The organism is Flaviramulus aquimarinus, assembly GCF_039543205.1.
GTDB lineage: Bacteria > Bacteroidota > Bacteroidia > Flavobacteriales > Flavobacteriaceae > Flaviramulus_B > Flaviramulus_B aquimarinus.
On sequence record NZ_BAABJH010000002.1, the window covers coordinates 267,215 to 290,931 of the forward strand.

The 23,717-nt window shown below is 33.7% G+C and carries 14 protein-coding genes; 1 reads left to right on the forward strand and 13 read right to left on the reverse strand.

The genetic code is table 11. The features are described from left to right. Positions 1–203 precede the first annotated feature (203 nt). Positions 204–1,070, forward strand: a complete 867-nt coding sequence (locus ABD941_RS09590) for an MBL fold metallo-hydrolase (RefSeq protein ID WP_345273915.1) — start codon at positions 204–206, stop codon at positions 1,068–1,070. Here the strand turns inward: ABD941_RS09590 and ABD941_RS09595 are convergent. The 13 genes from ABD941_RS09595 to ABD941_RS09655 form a co-directional block, all read right to left on the reverse strand. Continuing rightward, positions 1,067–3,166 carry an energy transducer TonB gene (locus ABD941_RS09595; RefSeq protein WP_345273916.1) on the reverse strand — a complete coding sequence of 700 codons (2,100 nt, stop codon included), beginning with the start codon at positions 3,164–3,166 and terminating at the stop codon, positions 1,067–1,069. The genes ABD941_RS09590 and ABD941_RS09595 overlap by 4 nt on opposite strands. A 205-nt stretch (positions 3,167–3,371) precedes the next feature. Continuing rightward, positions 3,372–4,004, reverse strand: coding sequence for an energy transducer TonB (locus ABD941_RS09600; RefSeq protein ID WP_345273917.1), 633 nt, complete (start codon positions 4,002–4,004; stop codon positions 3,372–3,374). 370 nt (positions 4,005–4,374) lie between these two features. Further along, positions 4,375–5,094, reverse strand: coding sequence for an energy transducer TonB (locus tag ABD941_RS09605; protein WP_345273918.1), 720 nt, complete (start codon positions 5,092–5,094; stop codon positions 4,375–4,377). A 61-nt stretch (positions 5,095–5,155) separates the two neighbouring features. Then, the gene (locus tag ABD941_RS09610) at positions 5,156–5,533 is read right to left on the reverse strand and encodes a VanZ family protein (RefSeq protein WP_345273919.1); all 378 of its coding nucleotides are present in this window, start codon (positions 5,531–5,533) and stop codon (positions 5,156–5,158) included. After that, positions 5,526–5,906, reverse strand: coding sequence for a glycine cleavage system protein GcvH (gene gcvH / locus ABD941_RS09615; protein WP_345273920.1), 381 nt, complete (start codon positions 5,904–5,906; stop codon positions 5,526–5,528). Before gcvH ends, ABD941_RS09610 begins: the two co-directional genes overlap by 8 nt. A gap of 252 nt (positions 5,907–6,158) precedes the next feature. Further along, positions 6,159–13,460: a T9SS outer membrane translocon Sov/SprA gene (gene sov, locus ABD941_RS09620; RefSeq protein WP_425557105.1), complete on the reverse strand. Its 7,302-nt coding sequence runs from the start codon at positions 13,458–13,460 to the stop codon at positions 6,159–6,161. A gap of 6 nt (positions 13,461–13,466) precedes the next feature. Beyond that, positions 13,467–14,048 (reverse strand): Holliday junction branch migration protein RuvA, encoded by a 582-nt coding sequence (ruvA, locus tag ABD941_RS09625; RefSeq protein WP_345273921.1) that lies wholly within the window; start codon positions 14,046–14,048, stop codon positions 13,467–13,469. 55 nt (positions 14,049–14,103) lie between these two features. After that, a complete protein-coding gene (locus ABD941_RS09630) occupies positions 14,104–16,398 on the reverse strand; it encodes an NADP-dependent malic enzyme (RefSeq protein WP_345273922.1) in 2,295 nt (764 codons plus the stop codon). A 736-nt stretch (positions 16,399–17,134) separates the two neighbouring features. After that, positions 17,135–18,052 (reverse strand): tRNA epoxyqueuosine(34) reductase QueG, encoded by a 918-nt coding sequence (gene queG / locus ABD941_RS09635; RefSeq protein WP_345273923.1) that lies wholly within the window; start codon positions 18,050–18,052, stop codon positions 17,135–17,137. 68 nt (positions 18,053–18,120) lie between these two features. Continuing rightward, positions 18,121–19,464, reverse strand: coding sequence for a cytochrome-c peroxidase (locus tag ABD941_RS09640; RefSeq protein WP_345273924.1), 1,344 nt, complete (start codon positions 19,462–19,464; stop codon positions 18,121–18,123). Positions 19,465–19,648: 184 nt separating this feature from the next. After that, on the reverse strand, positions 19,649–20,671 hold the full coding sequence (gene ruvB, locus ABD941_RS09645; protein WP_345273925.1) for a Holliday junction branch migration DNA helicase RuvB: 1,023 nt from the start codon (positions 20,669–20,671) through the stop codon (positions 19,649–19,651). Between the two features lie 153 nt (positions 20,672–20,824). Then, complete coding sequence (locus ABD941_RS09650; RefSeq protein WP_345273926.1) at positions 20,825–22,711, reverse strand: OmpA family protein; 1,887 nt, start codon at positions 22,709–22,711, stop codon at positions 20,825–20,827. A 21-nt stretch (positions 22,712–22,732) separates the two neighbouring features. Next, positions 22,733–23,689, reverse strand: a complete 957-nt coding sequence (locus tag ABD941_RS09655) for a PorP/SprF family type IX secretion system membrane protein (protein WP_345273927.1) — start codon at positions 23,687–23,689, stop codon at positions 22,733–22,735. Positions 23,690–23,717: the final 28 nt, after the last annotated feature.

Below are 23,717 nucleotides of genomic sequence, written 5' to 3' on the forward strand. Positions count from 1 at the left end.
AAAATCTATTACATCTTGAAACTTCTTTAAAACCTAACGCTTTGTTTTGCTTTTTAATTTAACGATAGCTTTTTGTGGTTTTCAACCTTTATAACAAAGCGCTATCTCTTTGTTCTTATTAAAGCTATTTGAGCAATATTTAAATCCCAGCTTGCTTTAAAAAATTGTATTTTTAGTGTATCTATAATTTTTAATGGCATTATATGAAATCTCTAAACTATATCTTTTCACTCATATTTATTAGCTTAATTTCCACTGCTTGTGCTCAAGATAAGGGTGTAACGATTAAAACCCATAAACTCACCGAAAATATTTATATGCTCGAAGGTCAAGGAGGCAATATTGGTATTTCGGTTGGCAACGATGGCGTTTTTATGATTGATAGCCAGTTTGCACCTTTAACACCTAAAATTTTAGAGACTATAAAAAGACTAAGCGATAAACCCATTAGATTTTTAACCAACACACACCATCATGGCGATCATACTGGTGGAAATGAAAATATTTCTAAACTAAACACACACATTATAGCGCATGATAATGTTTATAAACGTATTAAGAATAATGATAAACAATCGGATGCATCGCTTCCTATAATTACTTTTAACGACAAATTAAACTTATATACAAACGGTGAACAGGTTCTTGTTTTTCATATAGACAATGCGCATACTGATGGCGATGCTTTATTATATTTTACTGAAAGTAATGTGCTCCATACTGGCGACACTTATTTTAATGGACGTTACCCATATATTGACTTAAACTCTGGAGGAAGTGTTAACGGCTATATCAAAGCCATAAAAAGTGCTTTAATCTTTGTTGATGACAACACCAAAATAATTCCCGGTCATGGTAATTTATCCAATAAAAAGGAATATTTGTTCTTTTTAGACATGCTTGAAACTTTAAGAACATCGGTATTAGCTGAAATTGCGACTGGCAAAACGGAAGAAAATGTTGTTTCAAATACCTTGTTAACCAAAACTTACGACGATTTGGATTTTGGCTGCTGTTATATTTCTTCAGAAAAAATGAGACGTACGCTTTATAAGAGCTTGAAAAACTAGTTATCGAAATACCAATTAAACAAATCGGTTCTAATTCCAAAATTAAACCAAACCGTGTTGTTTTTAAATGTTGAAGTGGTTGTCGCTTCAGGGTTAAAATTTCTAACGGTTATATCTGTAAACAGCTTTAAGTTTGAAGCTGGATTTATCAAGTAACCTGCTTGTAAATTACCGTTAAAGGTTGTTGTTTTTATGCCTTGACCTACTTCAATACCTGTATCAAAAGGTCTTTCTTCTTCATCTCTATAAATATCGCCACCATAACTAAAATCATCGGAGCCATTATTAAAGTCTAATCCTCGGGTTCCAAAAATTAATTTAGCATCGGCAAACCAACGATTAAACCTATAATGTCCAATTAAAATGGCTTCACTAAAGTTTGCACCCCATAAATGCGCCATAGATTGGTTATTATGTCCATAATTAAGTACAATTGTATTATGTGAATACGTGTACGGCCTTACTCTATTATATTCAAATTGAAGCATTAAATTTTTCACTTTAAAAGCATTGTAATATTTAACGCCTATTTGATATCCAAATTTATTCTTCCAACTTTTTTCACCACCTTTTATATCGCCAAGCGAAAATTCATCTAATATAAATTGACTATATACATTTACATTATCATTCCATTTATATTTAGCCGAAGCCCCCAACAAAGCATTTCCAGCGCCCTGACCTGTTTCAAACTCAATAGCTCTGTAAAATATTATCGGATTTAGATAATTTACATCAAAACCCCTACCGTTACTATTTGTCCACAAAACCGATTCAAATAATCCAATATTCAAACGTTTAGACACGTTCCAACTTAAATAATGGTTGGCTATGTATTTGGTTAAAAAGGCTTTGTCCTCTTCAACTTCTGGTCTTACATCTTTTGCCCACATCCATGTATTGGTGTATTTTATTTTCCAAAATTTGGTATTGAGTTTTAAAAAAGGGAGTGGACTAGCAACATCACTCAGTAATAAGGAACGATAACCATCTCCTATAAAATTTTTACCATGACCAAATTGAATGTTTATAAACTTAGCAGGCGCATACGATATATAGGCTTCTGCTACGGGGTAATCATACGAATCGGATTTAAAACGCTTTGCAATACCACGCCCAGGCACAATAGCTGGATCTGGTCCAAAAGCCTTTAAACTTTCTGAATATCTGTTTACATAATCTGCAAAACGCCCTTGACTTTCAAAAACGGATGTGTAAAAATTAAACTTTTTTCCTAAACCTCCTTGCACTAAAAGCCCTCTGGTATTATTGTACGTTGAACTGAAATTGGCATCGGTATCTTTACCGACTTGTAAATCTAAAATAGGGTCTATTGTAAACCAATAATCATCACTCTGTATTTGGACTAAGTGCTCATTCCATAATTTTCTACCCGCCCAAGTATTCGCTTCTTTTTGGAGATTTTTCCTTTCGGCTTTAAAGTCGTAGTATTTTGAAATTTCCTCGTAAACAAATGGTTTTGAAGCGGTATGGCTATTGGTTCCTATTACATTCATTTGCCTATCAAACCGAGCATAGTCACTATGTGTAAACTGAATGTTTAGTTGACTATTAAACGCCTGTTCTTCAAAAACCTTAAAGCTTGCATTTATACTATCAAACTCTTGCTTTGCTTTTTGTTCTAATTTTGAGATTTTATTTTCGACTGCTAAATCTCGACTAGCAACCGCTTGATCAACCAAAGGAATTTTTATAGGTATAGCGTATTGCTTGTATGTTTTTCTACCATTATAGGTTGCTGGTTTTATTTTTGGGAATGTTAAGATCACCCGTTTAGCCTCTTCCTTTAACTCATTATACAAAGCATCGGTATAAATAACCCTAAATTGCCCTGTTGTATCTATTTCAAAAAGCACCACAACTTCCCCTTTATAGTTATCTTTAGTTACACGCTCTGGAACCTTAAAATTATTATAAATAATATCAAATACATTTTTATCAAAACACGCTTGTAAGGAGTCTATAGCTACATTTTCACAATTAGGAAAAACTGGTGGTTTTTCAGACAAAAACTCGCTTTGCGAATACGTGTTAAATTGGACTAAAAGTAGGAGCAGTACAATGAATTGCTTCATGTCTTTTTGTTATGAATTGATTTAGGCTTGAAAGATACTATATTTTTTTAGATTCCAATAACACTTAAACGTCGACAGACGCTTCTAAAATTGAAGGTTATTTTATGTGAATCTGAAATAATTCCGATAGCTGTCTAGATAGGTCATAAAAAACCGCTATCACTAAAATGATAACGGTTTTAAAGCATAAAATTATAATGATGCTTTAATAATTTTGTACTTGAAAGACTATTGGTAGGTTATAAATAACACCAACATTTTTATTATTCTGTTTTCCTGGCGTCATTTCTGGAATAAAATTAATAACCCTAACGGCCTCTTGTCCTAACTTTGGATGTGACGCTCTTGTTTTTATGTTGGTAACGTGTCCAGTTTTATTAATAGTAAATTGTACATCAATTTTTTGTTTTCCTGATAAACCATAATCTAAAGCTATATCTCCTCCATCAAATTTTCTTTGAATTAGTTTTCCTATTTTTTCAGACATACATTTTTTTCTAGCTTTATTATTTTTTGTTTTTTCGCAACCTGGATAGATTGGAACCTTTTGTACAAAACCTATAAATACGGGCTCATCATCTAGCTTATCTAAGACTGAAACTTTAGCCGGATCTATAACTGGTTTAGTGGAAGTATTCTGCTCACTTATAATAATATCTATAATCTTTTCTATTTTGAAATCATCTTTAACTTGCTTTATTTTATTAGTTAAAACAACTTTTTTCTTAACCTCTGGTTTAACTTGGGCTTTAAGTTCTTCGTAAACCTTAAAGTTTTCAATGAATACCTCTGTTGGAGTATCTGGCTCTTTGTAACTAACGTCTTTTTGAATAGTCATTTAAAAATTCATTTCAAGCAAGCTATAGGCCATCAGTAAACACACAATTAACCCAACTTGAAAATAAAGGGTTGAGTTTTTTTGTAAATTTGCTTCATGTTTTTGTGATTTTTTCACGATTTGCTCATTTTGCCGATTGAGTTCGTTAGTTTTCTTTGGATTACACATAATAATTATAGTTTAAATGTCTGCCTAACGGCTGTCAGATTAATATTGTGGTAAAGTCACAATAAGCATACCAAAAAAAGAACCCCATTACTGTTTTGTAATGGGGTTTCTATACTTCGGTTTAACTTAAAAAGAATAAATTGAATATAAAAAAACCCCGAAGATAACTTCGAGGTTTTTTTATATTAAGTAATCGATATTCTTAATCTTGGACTTGGAAAATAATTGGTAATGAATATGGAACATTTACAGGTTTACCACGTTGTTTTCCTGGTTTCATTTTTGGTAATAAGCCAATAACACGTTTTGCTTCTTTTTCTAATCCTGGATGTGGTGCTCTAGCTCTAATACCTACAACATCACCTTTTTTATCAATTTTAAAAATCACATTAATACGTTGTCTTCCAGATAATCCTAAATCGCTAGCCAGCTCTGTATTAAACTTTTTGTTAACAAACTTTGATATCTTACTAGACATACAGGCTCTTTTTGCAGCGTTATTTCCTTTTTCACAACCTGGAAAAATTGGTACATTTTCAATTACAGAAAATGGCACATCTATATCTTCTTCTACTTCTTCTACTTCAATTTCTTCAACCTCCATAATTTCAGTCTCTTGATCAACTTCCGTAGACTCGATAACCGTTTCTTCTACTTCTTCTTCATCTTCAACAATCTCAATCACTTCTGGCGCAGCAGGAGGTGGTGGAGGTGGTGGTGGTGTTTGAATTTGTTCTGTAATTGGAATTTCTTCTTCATCTAACTCATCTAAATTTAATTGACCGATATCAATATCAGATTTATCATAAGTTTTGAAATTAATCGCGTAGTTTGTTAAAAACAACATTAAAGCTAAACCAATAGCGAAGTAAAGTGAACTGTTACGTCCAACATTAGCTTTAGGATTTTTTTTAGGTTCCATAAATTAAATCGTTTATCTAAGATTGCTAAAATAACTATTTATTTATCAAAAAAGCAAGCGTTTAGGTGTTTTTAACGTGTAAGCCGTTCTTAAACCACAATATTGTTGATGTTAATATGGCGCCTAAAGAATTTGCCAACATATCATATACATCGTATGCTCTTGAAACTGTTATAGTTCCTTGTAACACCTCAATAAGTATACCATATACTATAGAAAAAATTAAAGCATAAATAATAGCTTGTTTTTTTGTGAACTTAAAGGTATGGAACCCTGATATAAACCACAAAAAAGTTAAAATACTATAGGCTAAAAAATGCAAAACCTTATCGCTTAATGAAAACACTAAATCAGGCATGTTTTTAATAGTCATTAAACAGGCCAATGTTAAAACAACCGTATAGGCTAGTGCTAATAAAAGTGCTAGTATTCTAAGCACCTATAAGTACTTTATAATCATCGGCAGACATAAGACCTTCTACTTGAGACAAATCGGAACACTTTACTTTTATCATCCAACCGTTGCCATATGGGTCCGTATTTACGCTTTCTGGTTCATCTTCTAAAGCTTCATTAAACGCTATAATTTCGCCAGATAGTGGTAAAAACAGGTCTGAAACGGTTTTAACCGCCTCAACAGTTCCAAAAATCTCATCAGCGTCTAAAGTTTCATCAATTGTTTCTACTTCAACATATACAATATCACCAAGTTCACTTTGTGCAAAATCAGTGATGCCTATAGTTGCCACATCATCTTCTATTTTAACCCACTCGTGATCTTTTGTATATTTTAATTCTGCCGGTATATTCATTTTTTTTTGTTTAGGTTTATTTATTCAGCAAATGTATTTATTCAAATCTTAAATTCAAATAGATGTTGTGATTAAACTTTAATCTTTCTCTTTTTTAGCAGGATTTTGATGCTTATTGGTATTGTAGTTATGCTTAATAAGGTATGTGTTATAAATCTTATAATTTAACTATTGTGTGTAGACATTTTAAAAAAGGCACAAATCACACAAATTTAAACATGAATACGAATTATCAAGCCAAGGGAATGTTGGTTAATTCCCGAAATTATATCGGATAGTAAATCCTGATCGGATTGTGGTTTGTGGAAATGCTGTTGATATGGCGTAATCTGAGAAAGTATAATCAAAATAAAAGATACCTGTTAGGTTTTTGCTAAAGGCATAATCTGCGGAATATTTTAGACCCCAAATAGTTTGCCCCGAAGTAATTTGATTGTTCTCTAAATCTAAATATCTGATTATGGTTTTATTATCTCTAACTGAAATATCGGCTTTCATGTTTAAATCACTCACAATACGCTTTTTAGGTCCTGCCAGTTTAGAGCGTATGCGTAAATCTTTAATTCTATACCCTAAACCGAGAATATATTCGTTGCCTTGTACTTCAGTCATTAAATTATTATCAAAACTCAAGGATAGCAATCTATCTTTTCTAATTTCAGCAAGAATTTTAACGGAATTTTTCATTTCAAAATCCAACCTAACTAATGGACTAAACAATTCGGTTAAATTGATATTACTAAATAAGCGTTCGTTTTTAAAGTTCCCTGATTGGTCTTTTGAGCCACTTGATTGATTTGCATAGGGTATTCCAGGAATTGGAGGGGCATCATCACCAGTGCCTTCCAAATCCAAATTCAAATTCGTACTAAATTGATTAATGGTATAGGTTGAACGGTACCCATGGGTTATTGAAAACCTTTTAAAACGCTTTTTAAACCATTTGAATTTCATGAAACCGGTATATTTTAAATCCCAGTTAGGAATTGGAATATCTCTAAAGGCACTGGTTTTTACTTTACTGGCATCTTGCCCTGAATATGCCGCCAAGAATGCTGGCAACAATACTTTTTGATTGTTTTTTCCAAACCCTAATGGATAGCCTTCTGCATCTCTGGCATAGGTCGTATTACCATAAAATTCTTCTGCAAGTCTATCTGCTATTTTTAATCGATTTCCTCTAAATTCATTAAAAGCTGCAGAGGTTACTTCATCGCTTTTACTAAATGCTGTTTTGATTAAAACTGTTGATATATTGAAATTACCAAAAGTGTTGCCTGTTAATGAATTATATAAACCATCGGTAACCCTATAATTCTCCGTATAGTTTTCATAGTATGCTCTGTTACCTATAAGATCTATTTTTAAATCCCTTACAGGTTCTAAGCTTGCCGATATATCCAATTGCTTGGTGTTGGTTGAGGTGTATTGCTGATTAAATTCCTGAAACGTTGTTAACCAACCTCTTCTTGCTGCCAAATACCTAACATCACTTTGACTACCAAATGTAAATCCTACTGTTGGTTTTAAGGTTCCTATAAAACCTGGAGTTTGTAAATAACCTGGCAAAAATATCCCGTTATTTTCAGAATAACTGGCTTGTATTCTTTTTACACTTGTTAAAATATCAACACCTGTGTTTAGTAATTTAGTAAGTGATTTGTTCTTTGATTTTGGCGGTTTTGCCTTTTTCTGGGTGGCTCCCGGAGGGCCTCCTCCTGGTGTTGATCTGCTTCTTACGGTTCTAATAGGTTTTTTTACTAAACCAATGTATTTATAAAAACGTTTCATGTCCAATGATGCATTAATATTGTGCACATTAGAATTTTGAACGGTATTTCCTAAGTTAACATTCTGCGTGATTTTTGGTCCATCAGGATTATTAGGGTCTGTTACTTCAACGTCTATATCACCAAACAAATCTGAGCCTTTTTGCCACTGAAAACTCCCTGTATATTGATACGTAGCATCTATAAAACTAAAGGTCGGGATTTTATTTATTGGTAATTGGTAGGTCACTCCTAAGTTTTGTGTTTGCCTATTTGGGTCACCAATATCTATTAAGCCATCCCAAACATCTAAGGTATTGTCTTGTTCTCCGGCTATTAAATCATTGTCAACAAAATAATTCCGAACAATGTTATTATTAGCTGCCGTAAAGTTAAATTGTAGCGATTTGGTTAGATTATAATTTATAGCATATTGAAAATCGAAGGTGTAATTTCTTCTAAAGAGTTCTTCTATGGCTATATCGGCATCACTCAAGCCTATTTCCCTAAACTTTTGTCTATTGAATTGTCTATTAATATCTGTATTTACCGTAAAGCTTGTTGGTAATAAATTGAAATTGAAATCTTTTAGAATTCTCCAATATTTTCCAGTGAATAGCGAATCGTTTTTCTTGAACGGTTCGATAGTTACTGGATTAAAATTATGTGCATAATTAGCTCCTACCCGTAATGTTTTATTAACGGAATTTTCTATTTCAAAATCTCTATGCTCTACTTTATTGTATGAATAATTAAATGTTAGATTTTCTACATCATAGAAACGCGGTTTGGCATCAGTAGTTCTAGTTTTTCTAACGCCTATAAAATTTATACTTTGGCGCTTTGTGTAATCTTCTGATTGTTCTTTTATCCTATCTCTATCTGCACTTGTTTCTGCGGCTTCTAGTCTAGAATCTAAGGTTAAATCTTTATAAAACTGATCGTATTTGGGTGTAATGAGTTCTTCGCTTTGTCCATAATTAAACGGCACTTGTATGCCCCATTTTTTTGGTAATAATTGACCAATGTTTATGTTTGTAACTACGTCATATTGCTTTACATCTTCTAAACTACGCTGGCTAGGGCCTTGTTCCAAGGATCCAAAACCAGAAGTGCTTTGTCTTCCTGTTGCGCTTATGTTCATAAAATCGGCAATATTGGTATCTACACTTAATACTGCTGCCCATCCGCCCTCGTTATCTAAATCCGATAAACGTAATTCGTTAAACCAAACTTGGGTGCAAATATTAGCTGTATGTGCGTTTTTAACACCTACCATAAGGGTTCTAACATCTCCAAAATTTGGGTTTCCTTTTATAGCCACACGATGTTGCCCTGTTACATAGCCTGCAAATTGATTGTTTGCTTCAACAATACCACTATTAGTTACATCATAAAACCTAGGTTGGTTATTTGGTAAAGGTCCATCAGAAATGGCTTTGGCTTTTATTTGTCCTAATATATCTAATGGTAAATTAATTTCATTTTCTGCTGGCCATGCCTCATCAACATCCCGAGAGCCCTTTGGTGATTTTTGTAAAGGAATTTCTATTTGATAATAATTTTCCGTAAGGTCATTACCCATTCTTATAAAACCAATTAAGGCTTCGCTATCTGGAAATCCAATATTGCCATCTTCTTCAGCGTGTATAAACATTCTTAAGCGTTTATATTGACGCATATCTATACTGATGTTTTTAAACGCGGCACGAGAATCCTCTGGCTCTAAATCACAAACATTAGCGACTAAGGATTGTTCGTTTTGACGTACGACCGTATTATTATTAAACAACTCTTCTGGTACTACGCTAGGTGGGCTAACATAGGTTTCATTATTTTCAATGGTACCTATAATACCTAAAGAAAACTCGGTGTTATCATTATCGTTATTAGTGTCTTCATCTAAGGTCTGTTTATAGCGTCGCCAATCACTTCTAACTAAATCTAAAGTTCCAAACCGGAATACTGTTGGATCTACAAAATCCTTTAAATACATACGTGCAAAACGGATTGATCTAAAATCGGATATATTCCCAATAGGTTCAGCTATTTCACTTTCAACTGGAATTCTAAACAGATACCATTTAGGATTGTTTTCTCCTGAAGTTGTTTCGCCATTAGGAAACACTCTTGGTTCGGTATTCTTAAAATCCACTATAAATGGATTGGTATCAATATTTAAACTACTTGGCGTGATGTCCAATTCGTATTCAAAATAACTATCAATCGTGTTCATGGTGTTATCACGATTAATATCTTCTACATCAGGTTGTGTATTGGCGCCTCTATCGGTATTAGAAAAAGAATCTGGGGTATTGCCCTCTACGCCATTGTATTTTTTATAACGTTCAAAGATATCCCCTTCTGCGTTTAAGAAATAGGCGTAATTGTCGTTTGCTGGATCGTCTCCAAATTCACTTCCAAATTCAATAGCCTCTTCACCATCGTCATAACCATCATAACCAACATCTTGATTGGTACGTTCTTCTCCCGTACTATCAAAGGCATAAATTAACGATTGGTTTTGTGGAACCACCGTTCCCCAAGAGGTTGGTTGCAACAAACCAACATCTCCATCCTTAGGCAAGCCATTTTCATATAGTTTTTTACCATCTTTAATAATATCCTCAGAGATATTACCAAGATTAAACACCAGTTTTCCTCCTGTATGGCTTGGATTTTCTTGAAATGGATCTTGCAACCAAAATTCAATATATTCTACATTTTGTTGTTCAAAATCTGTGGATGTTAATTGTCTGGTGATCCCTGCCCAACTGTTTCTGGCTTCTGCAGTACTAATTCCATCTGTCGCTAAAGGATTAAAATTATAGGGGCCACGTTCTTGTGGATAATAGGCTAAATCTAGTGTAAAAAGCACAGAATTCTGTCCTTGTACCAAATCTCTTTCTGGAAAAAGTTCATTAATAAACACACGGCTGGTGTATAAACTTGATAAATCTTCGTCCGATATCTCATCTGGGCGTTGGGTACTGTAAAAAATGGGATCTATACTGTACCAGTTTAATAAGGCTCTATCATAACCATTGGTTATATTATTAACATCAAACGTATCTGTACCATCAAGTTTTAAAGGCCTACTGGATAAAAACCAAGATTGCTGAGATTTTAAATCGATGGCATTTTGAGAGCCCTCAAAATCATCAACATAGGATGTGGCTTCGCCATTAAAATCTGTTCCTTTTGGAGCGCCTGGTGCCAAATAGGCAAACTCACCCCTTAAGGATAGATTGGATTCTACATCAGTATCAATATTTGGCAACTTATTTGCCAATCGAGTTAAAAAAGGCACTTTGGTAGAATAATTACCATTAACCCCAAAAATAGTATTGTTTATAGGCTCTGATCCAAAATTTGCTTTTTGAGTTATAGGACGCTCATTAAGGTTTAAAAGTGTTGCTCCTAACACAAAATTTTCGTTGAATTTATGCTCTATATTTAAACCTGTAAAACGTCTAGTTTGCTGACCAAACACCGCATTATTTTCTGTAGAAACTTGTATGGGTGTGTTAGAAGCTTTTAGCGCTTCATCTAAAATTTGTACACGACCTAGTTGATAGTTTACCGTATAATCAATTCCTTCAACTAAAACACGTCCACCTGCTGTAACTCTTACTGATCCTCTTGGGACGTTAAACGATCCAATAGGAATACCATCGCCTCCCGTAGATTTATATCGTCCTTTTAATTTGAATTTGTTTTTTTCAACTTCTTCTAAAGCTGCCGTTTTTGTTTCTTTATACAGAATGTCATAAACGTATTTTGTTTGATCGGCATTATATGAGGTATCGATATTATAATCACCACCTCCTAATACATTAAAAAGGTATTCTCCAAAAGGCTCTGCGCTTGTGAATATTATTTTTCCATTTTGCGGAATTACGGTTATACCCGGGAAAAAATCAAAAAACCCATCACCTCTTGTTTGTGGATCGTTATTGAAATTTAATTTATCTAGATTGAATACTCGTAATAATGGGACGTTTTGTATTAAGTCTTCATTATCTGTCGATCCTGTAACTGGGTTTCCATTGATGTCAACATCAAAACTAGCTCCTACTGGCGAAATAAAGTTTAAAGGAGATGCTTCGTTATAAAAAATATTCAGTTTAAAATCGTCTTGACTTAAATTATACGCTCCTGTGTCGTATATATTTTTCATCATTAAATCCCAAATGGGTTGTTCAACATTAGTAATGCTACTTTTAAGCATTTTTAAAACCAGTGCAGTGTTAACTACAGAGGTTACTTGCCCTTCTGTATTGGTGTCGACATCTGTAGCATCGACACCATCATTTGCAAATTCACCTACTTGATAGACTTGTCCAGCTACAGTGTATTGAAATGCAACCGCTAATACCTCATCATTATTTAATCGTTGATTTAATGAGATATACCCAAGTTCTGTATTTAATGTATACTCTTGCCCATTGACTAATTTTCTAGCATTTTCGAGTTTGGCATAATCACTTCCTTCGTTAACTTGCGTATTTAAACTCCCAAAACCTTGATCTGCTGTAGAAATATCTCGTATTTGTTCTGTTAATATTGAACCAGAACCTATAGTAGTTGGGTCAAAATCATTATTTCCATTATCTGGAAAAGCAAACGGATTAGTGGCGTTTATAAAATCTGAAGAAGGTAAGGGATCCAATAACAAATTATCATTTTCTGGTTGGGTTGGACTGTAAAATGACTCTCCTAAATCTTGAAGTGCTACAATATTCCTAACATTCTCAGTTCTGTTACTTCTATTGGTCATCCAAACCTCTAATCTGGTTATTTGTAACCCTTTGTTATTAATGAAAGGATAATTTGCCAATGCTTTATCATATTCATCTCTAAAATATTGTGCTAAAAAGAAATGCCTGTTTTCATCATAATCCCTAATAAACAATTCAAACTCTTCTAAGGTTCCTCCACCTTGTGCTACTACTGTGTTTGATTGCGATTTTTGCTCAGAGAATACACCTGTAACGGTTGTTTTTCCAAACTGCAATTGGGCTTTTACACCAAATAAACTTTGTGCACCTGTAATTAGTGAACTGTTTAAGGGCATGCTTACATTACCTACTTCAATTTTTTGAATAATATCGTCCTCGGTTGGTGTGTATTCTAACTTTACAAGTTGTTGAAAATCAAAAGTGGATTGGGTATCATAATTTGCCGTTACTTGTAACCTCGTCCCAACTTTACCTAATAAACTTAAACTAATTCTTTGATCAAAATCAAAGGTGAAATTACTTCTGTTTCTTGGTGAAAATGTTGGATTATCTTGTCTTGAAAACAAAACACCCAAATCCATTTCTACAGATCCTTGCGGGATCACTTCTATGGTATTACTTCCAAAAATAGTTTCAAAAAAATCTGATTTTACATAAAATTCTGGTAATAAATTTTTTTGCCCATCTTCTGCGCCATCTTTCTTTCCGTCAAAGGCATCAATTTTTTCTTTGTAATAGCTTCGTAAGTTTTCTTTAGCAACTAAAGCATCATACTCTTTTGGTGTTAAAATAACGGGGTAATTAATATTAAAACTTCCTATTTTTTCTGTATAAATATACCGATTGGTTTCTGGATCGTAGGTGTATTTAGATTCTACACTATTAGGATTTGGAACTTTTATCTGCCCTAAACTAAACCCTGTTTTAATAGAGTCTTGGGGGATCGGTTGTTGAGACCAAGCGGAAGCAGAAACTAAGAATACGAAAAATAAAAACGTATATTCTTTTATAGATTTATAAGGTTTTAAGCTAATAATGTTCAAAATATATTATAAATTTTTTAAGGCCTGTTTAATAATAGTTTCAACATCTGCATCGGGTTGGGTAACCATAATTTTATCTATAACACGCTCTGCCTGTTTTTTTACAAAACCAAGCACTTCTAAAGCAGATAACGCTTCTTCTTTATTGGTATTGCCTTTTGAAACCGAAACTTCATCAATATCATAAATCTTTAAGATTTTATCTTTTAAATCGATGATAACACGTTGCGCTGTTTTAGCTCCAATACCTTTTATAGATTGAATTAGGGCGACATCGCTTGAAGCAATACCTTCCCTAACTTGTTTTGGGCTTAATGACGACAACATGGTACGTGCAATACTAGCACCTATACCACTAACGGATAATAGTAACCTAAAAATTTCGCGTTCTGCTAGCGATGAAAACCCATAAAGTGTATGCGAATCTTCTTTAACCTGTAAATGTGTATAAAGTTTTAAGTGGTCACCATCTGGAATCTGAGAGTAAGTATGCAACGAAATGTTAAGCATATATCCCACACCATTACAGTCAATAACAACATGTGTTGGATTTTTTTCAGTAAGTTTTCCTTGAATATGTGTTATCATTTAGAGCAATTCATTAACCACCCAAATGTAATAAAATTATTTGCATTCCATTTACTTACTTTCCAGCATTTTCCATTTCCCATTTTTCTTTATGTTGGGCATCAATAACTGCTATAGCTGTCATATTTACAATTTCATCTACGCTTGCTCCCAATTGTAGAATATGAACTGGTTTTTTCATACCCATCATTATTGGTCCTATGGAATCTGCTTCGTTTAATTCTTTTAATAATTTATAAGTAATATTAGCTGAATCTAAAGTTGGAAAAATCAATGCATTTACTTTTTTTCCTACTAATTTTGAAAACGGGAATTTTTCACGAAGCATCTCATCGTTTAAAGCGAAATCGGTTTGTAGTTCACCATCTACTGCCATATCGGGATAATGACGATGTAAATAGGATACTGCTTCACGAACTTTTGATGCTTTTTCGCTTCCTGAAGACCCGAAATTAGAATATGACACCATGGCCAACACTGGAGTTAATCCAAACATTTTTATAACTTTTGATGTCATTTGAGTAATCTTAGCTAAAGTTTTGGAATCTGGATTTATGTTTATTGAGGTATCGCTTAAAAAAAGCGGTCCTCTTTTAGTCATCATTATATTGGTCGTAGCGACTTTAGAAACACCATTTGCCATACCAATAAGTTCAAGCATAGGTTTCACTACTGTTGGGTAATTACGAGAATAACCTGAAATAAGGGCATCTGCATCGCCTTCATTAACCATCATAGCTGCAAAATAATTACGCTCGCGCATTAACCGTTGCGCTGAATAATAAGTAACACCTCTACGCTTACGTTGTTGCCAATATACTTTGGCATATTTATTTTTGCGGTCGTTTTCTGCTTCTTCTTTTGGGTCTATAATAAGAATGTCTGCATCAAACTCAATCTCTACCATGAGCATTTTTATAGTTTCTTTCCGCCCTAAAAGAATAGGGATTGCAATACCTTCTTCATAAACTATTTGTGCTGCTTTTAAAACATCAAGTTGGTCTGCCTCTGCAAAAACCACACGTTTGGGGTCTAGTTTAGCTCTATTCAACAATAATCTAACGAGCTTATTATCAGAGCCCAAACGCTCCAACAACGAATCTGTATATTTTTCCCAATCTTTAATAGGATGTTTTGCTACACCACTTTCTATAGCAGCTTTAGCAACTGCTGGAGGCACTTCGGCAATTAAACGTGGATCAAAGGGTTTTGGTATAATATAATCTTTTCCAAACGTTAATCTAGTTTCTCCATAGGCAATATTGACTTGCTCAGGCACAGGTTCTTTTGCTAACTTTGCTAAAGCCTTCACCGCTGCCATTTTCATAGCTTCGTTAATTTTAGTCGCTCGTACATCTAGTGCTCCTCTAAAAATAAATGGAAACCCTAGTACATTATTTACTTGATTAGGGTGGTCTGACCTTCCTGTAGCCATAATAATGTCTTTACGGGTTGCAACAGCAATATCGTATTTTATTTCTGGATCTGGATTAGCCATAGCAAAAACAATAGGGTCTTTGGCCATAACCAATAACATTTCTGGCGATACAATATTGGCTAATGAAAGTCCAATAAACACATCGGCATCCTTCATAGCTTCATCGAGGGTGTCTATTTTTCTATGGGTAGCAAATTCAGCTTTTTCAGTTGATAAATTCTCTCTATCATCTCTAATAACACCTTTACTGTCTAACATGACCATGTTTTCACGCTTTGCACCACATGCTTGATACAAACGTGAACATGATATAGCTGCCGCTCCTGCTCCACTAATAACTATTTTGACTTCGTCAATTTTCTTTTTAGCAAGTTCTACAGCATTTAGTAAAGCTGCTGCAGAGATGATAGCAGTACCGTGCTGGTCATCATGCATCACTGGAATATCCAACTCGTCTTTAAGGCGTCTTTCTATTTCAAAGGCTTCTGGTGCTTTAATATCTTCTAGGTTAATACCTCCAAAAGTGGGTGCTATCTTTTTTACAGTTTGAATAAACTCTTCAATATTTTCAGTATCAACTTCAATATCAAAAACATCAATATCTGCGAAAATTTTGAATAACAATCCTTTCCCTTCCATTACTGGTTTTGAAGCTTCTGGACCAATATTTCCCAACCCTAAAACAGCTGTTCCATTAGAAATTACGGCTACCAAATTACCTTTGGCTGTATACCTATATACAGCATCTTTATCTTTTTCAATTTCTAAACAGGGTTCTGCAACACCAGGAGAATATGCTAAAGACAAGTCTCTTTGGGTTGCATACTTCTTGGTCGGTACAACTTTTATTTTCCCTGGGGTTGGTTTTGCGTGGTATATGAGGGCCTCTCTTCGTTTGCTTTTTTCGCTCATTTTGGATTGTATTCTATAAGCTAACAAAGATAGTAATCCTGTGAAATCAAAGCCTATTCTTTTTAAAAATTGATTTTTTATTGCATGATTACGTCATAACGCTACTATGCAACTCAAAAAAGCCTTCAACAGAACTAAAACCCTCTAATTCCTCCCTGCTTATGTTGATTTTTTTTCGCAGGGTGTAAAAGTTGTATCTTTTGTCTAACAATGTCTCGTGCTACATATTGTTTATGGGTTATTTCACAGAAATTCTAAGAGTTTTCATGGAGATACACTGAGCATTTTTAGGATTAAATTTAAATACCTTCAAAAAAATGTGGTTTTTCCACAAACAAAAAATAGTTGTGTTTTGTATTTTTGTCTTTCGATAGTATATAGTTACACTATATATTATTAATTCCCTCGCAATTATAAATACCCCTCATTATAAGTTAATAACGGATTGATCAAGAACACTTTATAGGTTTTAGACAAATATTTCATTAATTTAAAATGAAAAAAAAACTAAAAAAGAGTTTTTTAGAATTAAAAAAGCATATGATAACTAAAAATCAAATTATTGGCCTTTTAATATTTATTACTATTGGCCAAATTACAGCAACTATATTGTGGCTTTGTCTAAATCGGGATTTTTATTTACACTTTTTATTGGGTGCTATTATTAGCTATGTTTTAATAGGTCAATTAATAAGACATAAATTAAAGTAAGTTTGAAAACTGCTTTTGTTTGTACTCATTTTAAAAAATCGATATTCCGTTTTAACCCTGAAAATTTAGTGCGTTTTACAGCCGATTTTTGAAAAACTTTTTTGAAGGTTTCTTCGGTTATCTCTTCCCAATCTTTTTTGGTCATGGACAATAATTCTGGATGTGGATTGAATAAGGGTTCGTTATGGGGTTTGGAGAACCGATTCCATGGGCAAACGTCCTGACAAACATCACAACCAAACATCCAATCGTCAAACTGTCCTTTAAATGCTGTTGGTATATTTTCTTTTAACTCTATGGTGAAATACGAAATACATTTGCTGCCATCTACAACATAAGGCTCTGTTATAGCTTCTGTTGGGCATGCATCAATACAAGCGGTGCATGTACCACAATGGTCTGTGGTTGCGGTATCGTATTCTAAATCTAAATCGATAATTAACTCGGCAATAAAATAGAACGATCCTACTTGCTGAGTTAGTAAATTACTATGTTTACCTATCCAACCTAAACCTGATTTTGCTGCCCAAGCTTTATCTAAAACGGGAGCAGAATCTACAAAAGCACGTCCATGAACCTCTCCTATTTCTTCTTGGACAAAACTTAAAAGGGATTTGAGTTTATCTTTTATGACAAAGTGATAATCGGTTCCGTAAGCATATTTTGATAGCTTATAGCTATGATCTGTTTGGTCCTGGCTAGGGTAATAATTTAACAATAATGAAATGACACTTTTTGAATCTTCAACAAGTAATGTTGGGTTTAAACGTTTGTCAAAATGGTTTTCCATGTACTGCATTTGTCCATGCATATTTTTGTTCAGCCATTTTTCTAACCGCGGGGCCTCTTCTTCTAAAAATTGCGCTTTACTTATTCCACATGACAAAAAACCGAGGCGTTTGGCTTCGGTTTTTATAAGATTAGAGTAGTTTTGTTTGTTCACGTGGCTTAATCATTAAAACATCTAAACTACAATTTAGTTTTTATTTTATGATTTGTTTTCTCTTAAAGTTAATTACAGCCCATATCTATAGATGATTGAGAGTCTGAATTTGGAAAGCAACTACCACTTGGTAAACTATCAGGTTGATAACGTTTTAAATTTGAATCGTAAAGTGCATTTTCTACAAATAATGTTATCAAATCTATTTCTGTTTCGGTTAAATTTAAAGGTTGAAACAAAGGAGACAACTTATTTGATGGCACTTCATTATTTTCATGTTGTGCTACATTTTTATAACTTATAATATCTCGAACGGATTTAAAACTCCCGCCATGTCCATAAAAATTAACATCCATTAGATTATATAACTGTGGTGTTTTAAATTTATAATCGTCATCAGGATTACCTGTAAAACCTCCACGTCCTTTTTTAGTACCTGCATCTACTACCGTCATTATATTTTCTCCTGCTAAATCGCTCATTCCCAAAGCATGAAATCCCATACCGTTTAGTCCTGGACCAGAATGGCAAGTATAACATTGTCCTTTATCAAAAAACAGCATAGCACCGTTTAACTCATCCTCGTTCATAGCAAATTCATCGCCTTTTAACCACTTTTGAAAAGGTGCTTCATTTGATAACACTGTTCTTTCGTATGCCGCTATAGCAAGTGCTGCATTTAGTTTTGTATAACGATTATCTTCAGAATCATTTGAGAAAGCAGAATCAAATAATGCTTTATATGAAGAATTTGTAATATCATCTTTATCAATTAGCAAACGGTGCACATCTAATCCTGCAATAGCTTGTGTTTCTACACCTTCAAAACCTAGATTATTAGCCTCTTTTGGTGTTCCTACTGTCCAATTAGCTTCTGTTCCCGCATTAGATCCTACAGCACCAAATTGTCCATTCCACAGCATAACGTCTTGATAAGCTACATTTAAAACACTGGGACTTCTTATAGGCTGTACATCTAAATCGCTTTCTTGATAATTTACGGATTTCACTCTGCCTTCTCCATTAAATCCAAAACCAGAACCGCCTTCACCTATACCTTGGAGTATCCCACTTTGAAATCCAGCAGCTGCATGGTGGCAACTGGCACAAGAATAGGTGTTCATTCCTTCTTCTTTATTAGGATTTTTTCCTAAAAGTGTTTCATGGAATAGCAATTTACCTAATTCAACTTTTGCTTCGGTAATGCTATTTTTAGCATCATTAGGAATGACACTATAATTATTTGAAGCTGGTAGTATTAAAGATTCTTTTGAGCCAAATAATGCTTCAATTTGTTTTTCTAAACTAGTTTGTAAAGGGGTTTGTACATAATCATCCTGATCGTTTGCACAGGACGTAAAAAAATAAAATGCACAAATAATAAGCAGACTAAAAGGGCCTAAGTTTTTCATGTTAAATAGATTTGGGTTCTATATGTTTTAAAAACCAAACATAAATACAATCTCAACAACCTTACAAAAACTTTGTTAAAAACCTGTTTTTTTAGTTAATCTGCCAAAAATCCGATGAAAGGCACTTCTGATTTAATAAGAAAATAGAATTTTTAAAGATTTAAAAATCAATGCAGATGTTATATTAAAATAACCCGCCTTGAGTAGGACCTTTTACTTTTCCTAAATGCTTATAAGCTTCTTCTGTAACTTCACGTCCACGTGGTGTTCGCATTATAAAACCTTGTTGGATTAAAAACGGTTCGTAAACTTCCTCAATTGTTTCAGGGCTTTCGCTTACTGCTGTTGCAATAGTTGTTATCCCTACGGGGCCACCTTTAAATTTATCTATAATAGTGGATAAAATTTTGTTATCCATTTCATCTAATCCATGTGCATCAACATTTAAAGCTTCTAAAGCGTATTTTGCAATTTTTATATCAATGCTTCCATTCCCTTTTATTTGTGCAAAATCTCGAACACGACGTAGTAATGCGTTTGCTATTCTTGGTGTACCACGACTTCTTCCTGCTATCTCAATAGCGGCTTCCATGGATATTGGTACATCTAAAATTGTGGCACTTCGTTGTACTATTGTGGTTAACAAATCTGTTTTATAATATTGCAACCTACTTTGTATACCAAATCGTGCACGCATTGGAGATGTTAGCAATCCTGAACGCGTTGTAGCTCCTATTAAGGTAAATGGGTTTAAATTAATTTGAACGGTTCTAGCATTTGGACCAGACTCAATCATGATATCGATTTTGTAGTCTTCCATAGCTGAATATAAATACTCTTCTACTATAGGGCTTAATCGATGAATTTCATCAATAAACAACACATCGCGCTCTTCTAGGTTTGTAAGCAACCCTGCTAAATCGCCCGGTTTATCTAAAACTGGACCTGATGTGACTTTAATTCCAACGGTTAATTCGTTAGCTAAAATATGTGCTAAGGTTGTTTTTCCTAATCCGGGAGGGCCATGAAATAGTGTATGATCTAAGGCTTCTGTTCTAAGATTTGCTGCTTGTACAAAAATTTGAAGGTTTTCCAAAACTTGATCTTGACCTGTAAAATCATCAAATGATAGGGGTCTTAACTTTCTTTCTACATCTAATTCTTCTGGTGAAAAATTTTCGTCTGTTGGATCTAGGTTTTCGTTCATCAATTTTTTTGTCTTTTACAAAAAGATACTGAAACACTTTCCTTTTGGCAGAAAGAAGTTCAGCACAGACAAATATAAACAAAAAGCCTTTCAATCCCGATAGCTATCGGGTGGAAAGGCTTTTCAAATATTTGATTGGTTTTTTATAGTTGATTAATTCAAAATAGTAAATTCGCAACGTCTGTTGATATCATAGTCTCTATCATCGCATATACCTTCTTTAACACACTTGTTAAGTGGTTGCATTTCGCCATAACCTATACTTTTTAATCGATTTCTTTCAATGCCTTGGCTTACTAAATATTCAAGTGTTGAAGCGGCACGTTTTTTCGATAAATTTAAGTTGTATTCGTCTGGTCCACGAGCATCTGTATGTGCAGATACTTCAACTTCCATTGATAGGTACTTCTTCATTAAATCGACCAATACATTTAATGTAACTGCTGCATCTTTGCGAATTATGGCTTCATCAAAATCGAAATAAATCTTGTCTAACTCAACTGTTACATCGCCATCTTCTTTTTCTTTTACTCGTTCTTCGGCATCAGCAAAAGATTCTAAAGACAAATAAATATCATGTTGTACTTTTCCTTTACTATCTGTTGAGAACTCAACATCTTGCGGGATGTACGCTTTTTTAGTTCCTCTAACTTTATACTTTTTATTTGGTTCTATTTTGAAAATATAATACGCATCATCTCCAACTATGGTATCTTGAATTACGGTATTGGACTCATCAAATAGTGTTACTAATGATCCTGCTAATAATTCTTTACTGTTTAAGTCTTGTACTATCCCTTCTACTTGGTACTTTGTTAACGGGTTTTCTTCTCTTTTAAAACCAAATAATCTATCGTATCCTGTTCTGTTTGATGACACAAAACCTTTATTATCCTTTTCTCTAATTACATAAGCAAAATCATCTAAATTGCTATTGATTGTGCTTCCTAAATTAACAGGTTTATCAAAAGTTCCATTTACCATATTACTTCTAAAGACATCTAATCCGCCATAGCCTTGATGACCAATGGATGAGAAATACAATATATTAAATTCGCTAATAAACGGAAATTGCTCTCTGTGCTTGGTGTTTATTTTATCTCCTAAATTTTCTGGTTCGCCGTAAGTGCCATCGTCGTTAATAGCGACTTTGTAAATATCAAAACTTCCTAGAGTTCCAGGCATATCGCTGGCAAAATATAATATTTTGCCATCTTTACTTAGTGCTGGGTGCTCCGTGCTATATCCATTTGATGTGAATGGTAATGCGGTAACATTTGTCCAATTACCATCAACTAATTCTGCTTTATAAATTTTAATATGTGCAATACGCTCTGCATCTGTTTTTTTACGGGTTGTATTGGTTCTATTAAAATACATGGTTTTGCCATCTTTAGTAAAAACTGCGCTGCTTTCATGCGAATTTGTATTTATAGTTTCTGAAAATGGTTGAATATTTTCTAATACATTTTGACTGGTTAATTTAGCACTATATAAATCTAGATAGGGTAAATCATTCCATGCATAAGATGGATTTTGAGAGTTTCTTGCCGAAGCAAAAGCCACCTTGTCATCTCCGTAAAACGACAAACCAAAATCGCTACTGGAATTTCTGTTTTCTATTTGTTTTAATTGGAATGTATGTGGTGTAGTTTTTTCTGTTTTTTCTATAAAATCACGAGTATTAACTGGTTTGTTATAATATCTTATTAAATGTTTGTCGGCTTCTTTGTATTGTTTTACGCCTTTTAGAGCTTGTGCAAACCTGAAGTGGTATTCGATATCAATAGAGTCACCATATTCTACAAATAATTCTCGGTAGGTTTTAATAGCTTTTTGTAGACTGGTATTGTAATAATAACAATCTGCTAAATTTTGAAGAACTTCTTGATTTCGCTCTTTGGTTTCATAGATCTCAGCGGCATTTGTATATGCTCTCATTTCAAAAAGCTTGTTCACACGTTTTAAATTGCCTTTTTGCGCTAATGTTATTCCACTAACTAATAAAAGGCTTGCGAGTATGTATATCTGTTTTTTCATCTGTTCCTTAATTATAAAATTTTAGAAGAATCTTGGTGAACGGTCATAACCGCCTTTAAATCCAAATAAATCGACATCGAATAAAATAAATATTTCGTGCGACCCTGAATTGAATTCGCCTAAGTTAGTTGTTGTATAATCATAGGCATAACCTATTCTAAGTTCTGGGGTAATTTTAAAATTGACTAGTGCACTTATCGCATCATCTAAACGATAGCCTAAACCTGCTTCTAATTTTTCGTTGATTAATACATTTGCTGTGATATCCAATGCTAATGGTGCTCCTTTAACTGCTCTTCCCATAAACGCTGGTTTTAGTTTTAGGTTTTCATTAAGATCTAACACATAACCACCTGTAAAGAAATAGTGCACATTTTCAACACCTGTTGCTTTTATCCCACTTTCATCTTCTAGATGTTTTGTTGACAACATATTTGGTGCCGATAAACCTAGGTAATAGTTATCTGTAAAAAAGAAAGCACCTATTCCTAGATTTGGGAAGGTTTTGCTGATATTTTCGTCAAAAGCAATATCTGTACTTGAATTTCCTGATTGTAACATAAACCCATCAAAATTAGTATCAAAAAGGGTTACACCAGCTTTAACACCAAATGATATTTTGCTTTCTAAACCTACTGGTAATACATAAGCAAAATCTGCATAGATATTATTTTCATTTACAACATCTCCAATATTATCATTGGTAAATGAAATTCCCATTTCAATTTTATCATTTATTGGTGTATGGGCAAAAAAGCTTCCCGTTTTTGGGGCGCCTTCTATGCCTACCCATTGTGTTCTGTATAATCCTCCTAAATTTAATATACCTTCTTCTGCAGTGGCATATGCTGGATTAATTACACTCATGTTATACATATATTGTGTAAACTGAGGGTCTTGTTGCGCAAAACTTTGTAATGACATGAACGTCAAACTTAACAAAGCAGCTATTTTATGATATGTATTTAAATGTTTCATCTGTTTTTAAATTTTGCTTTATCTATAA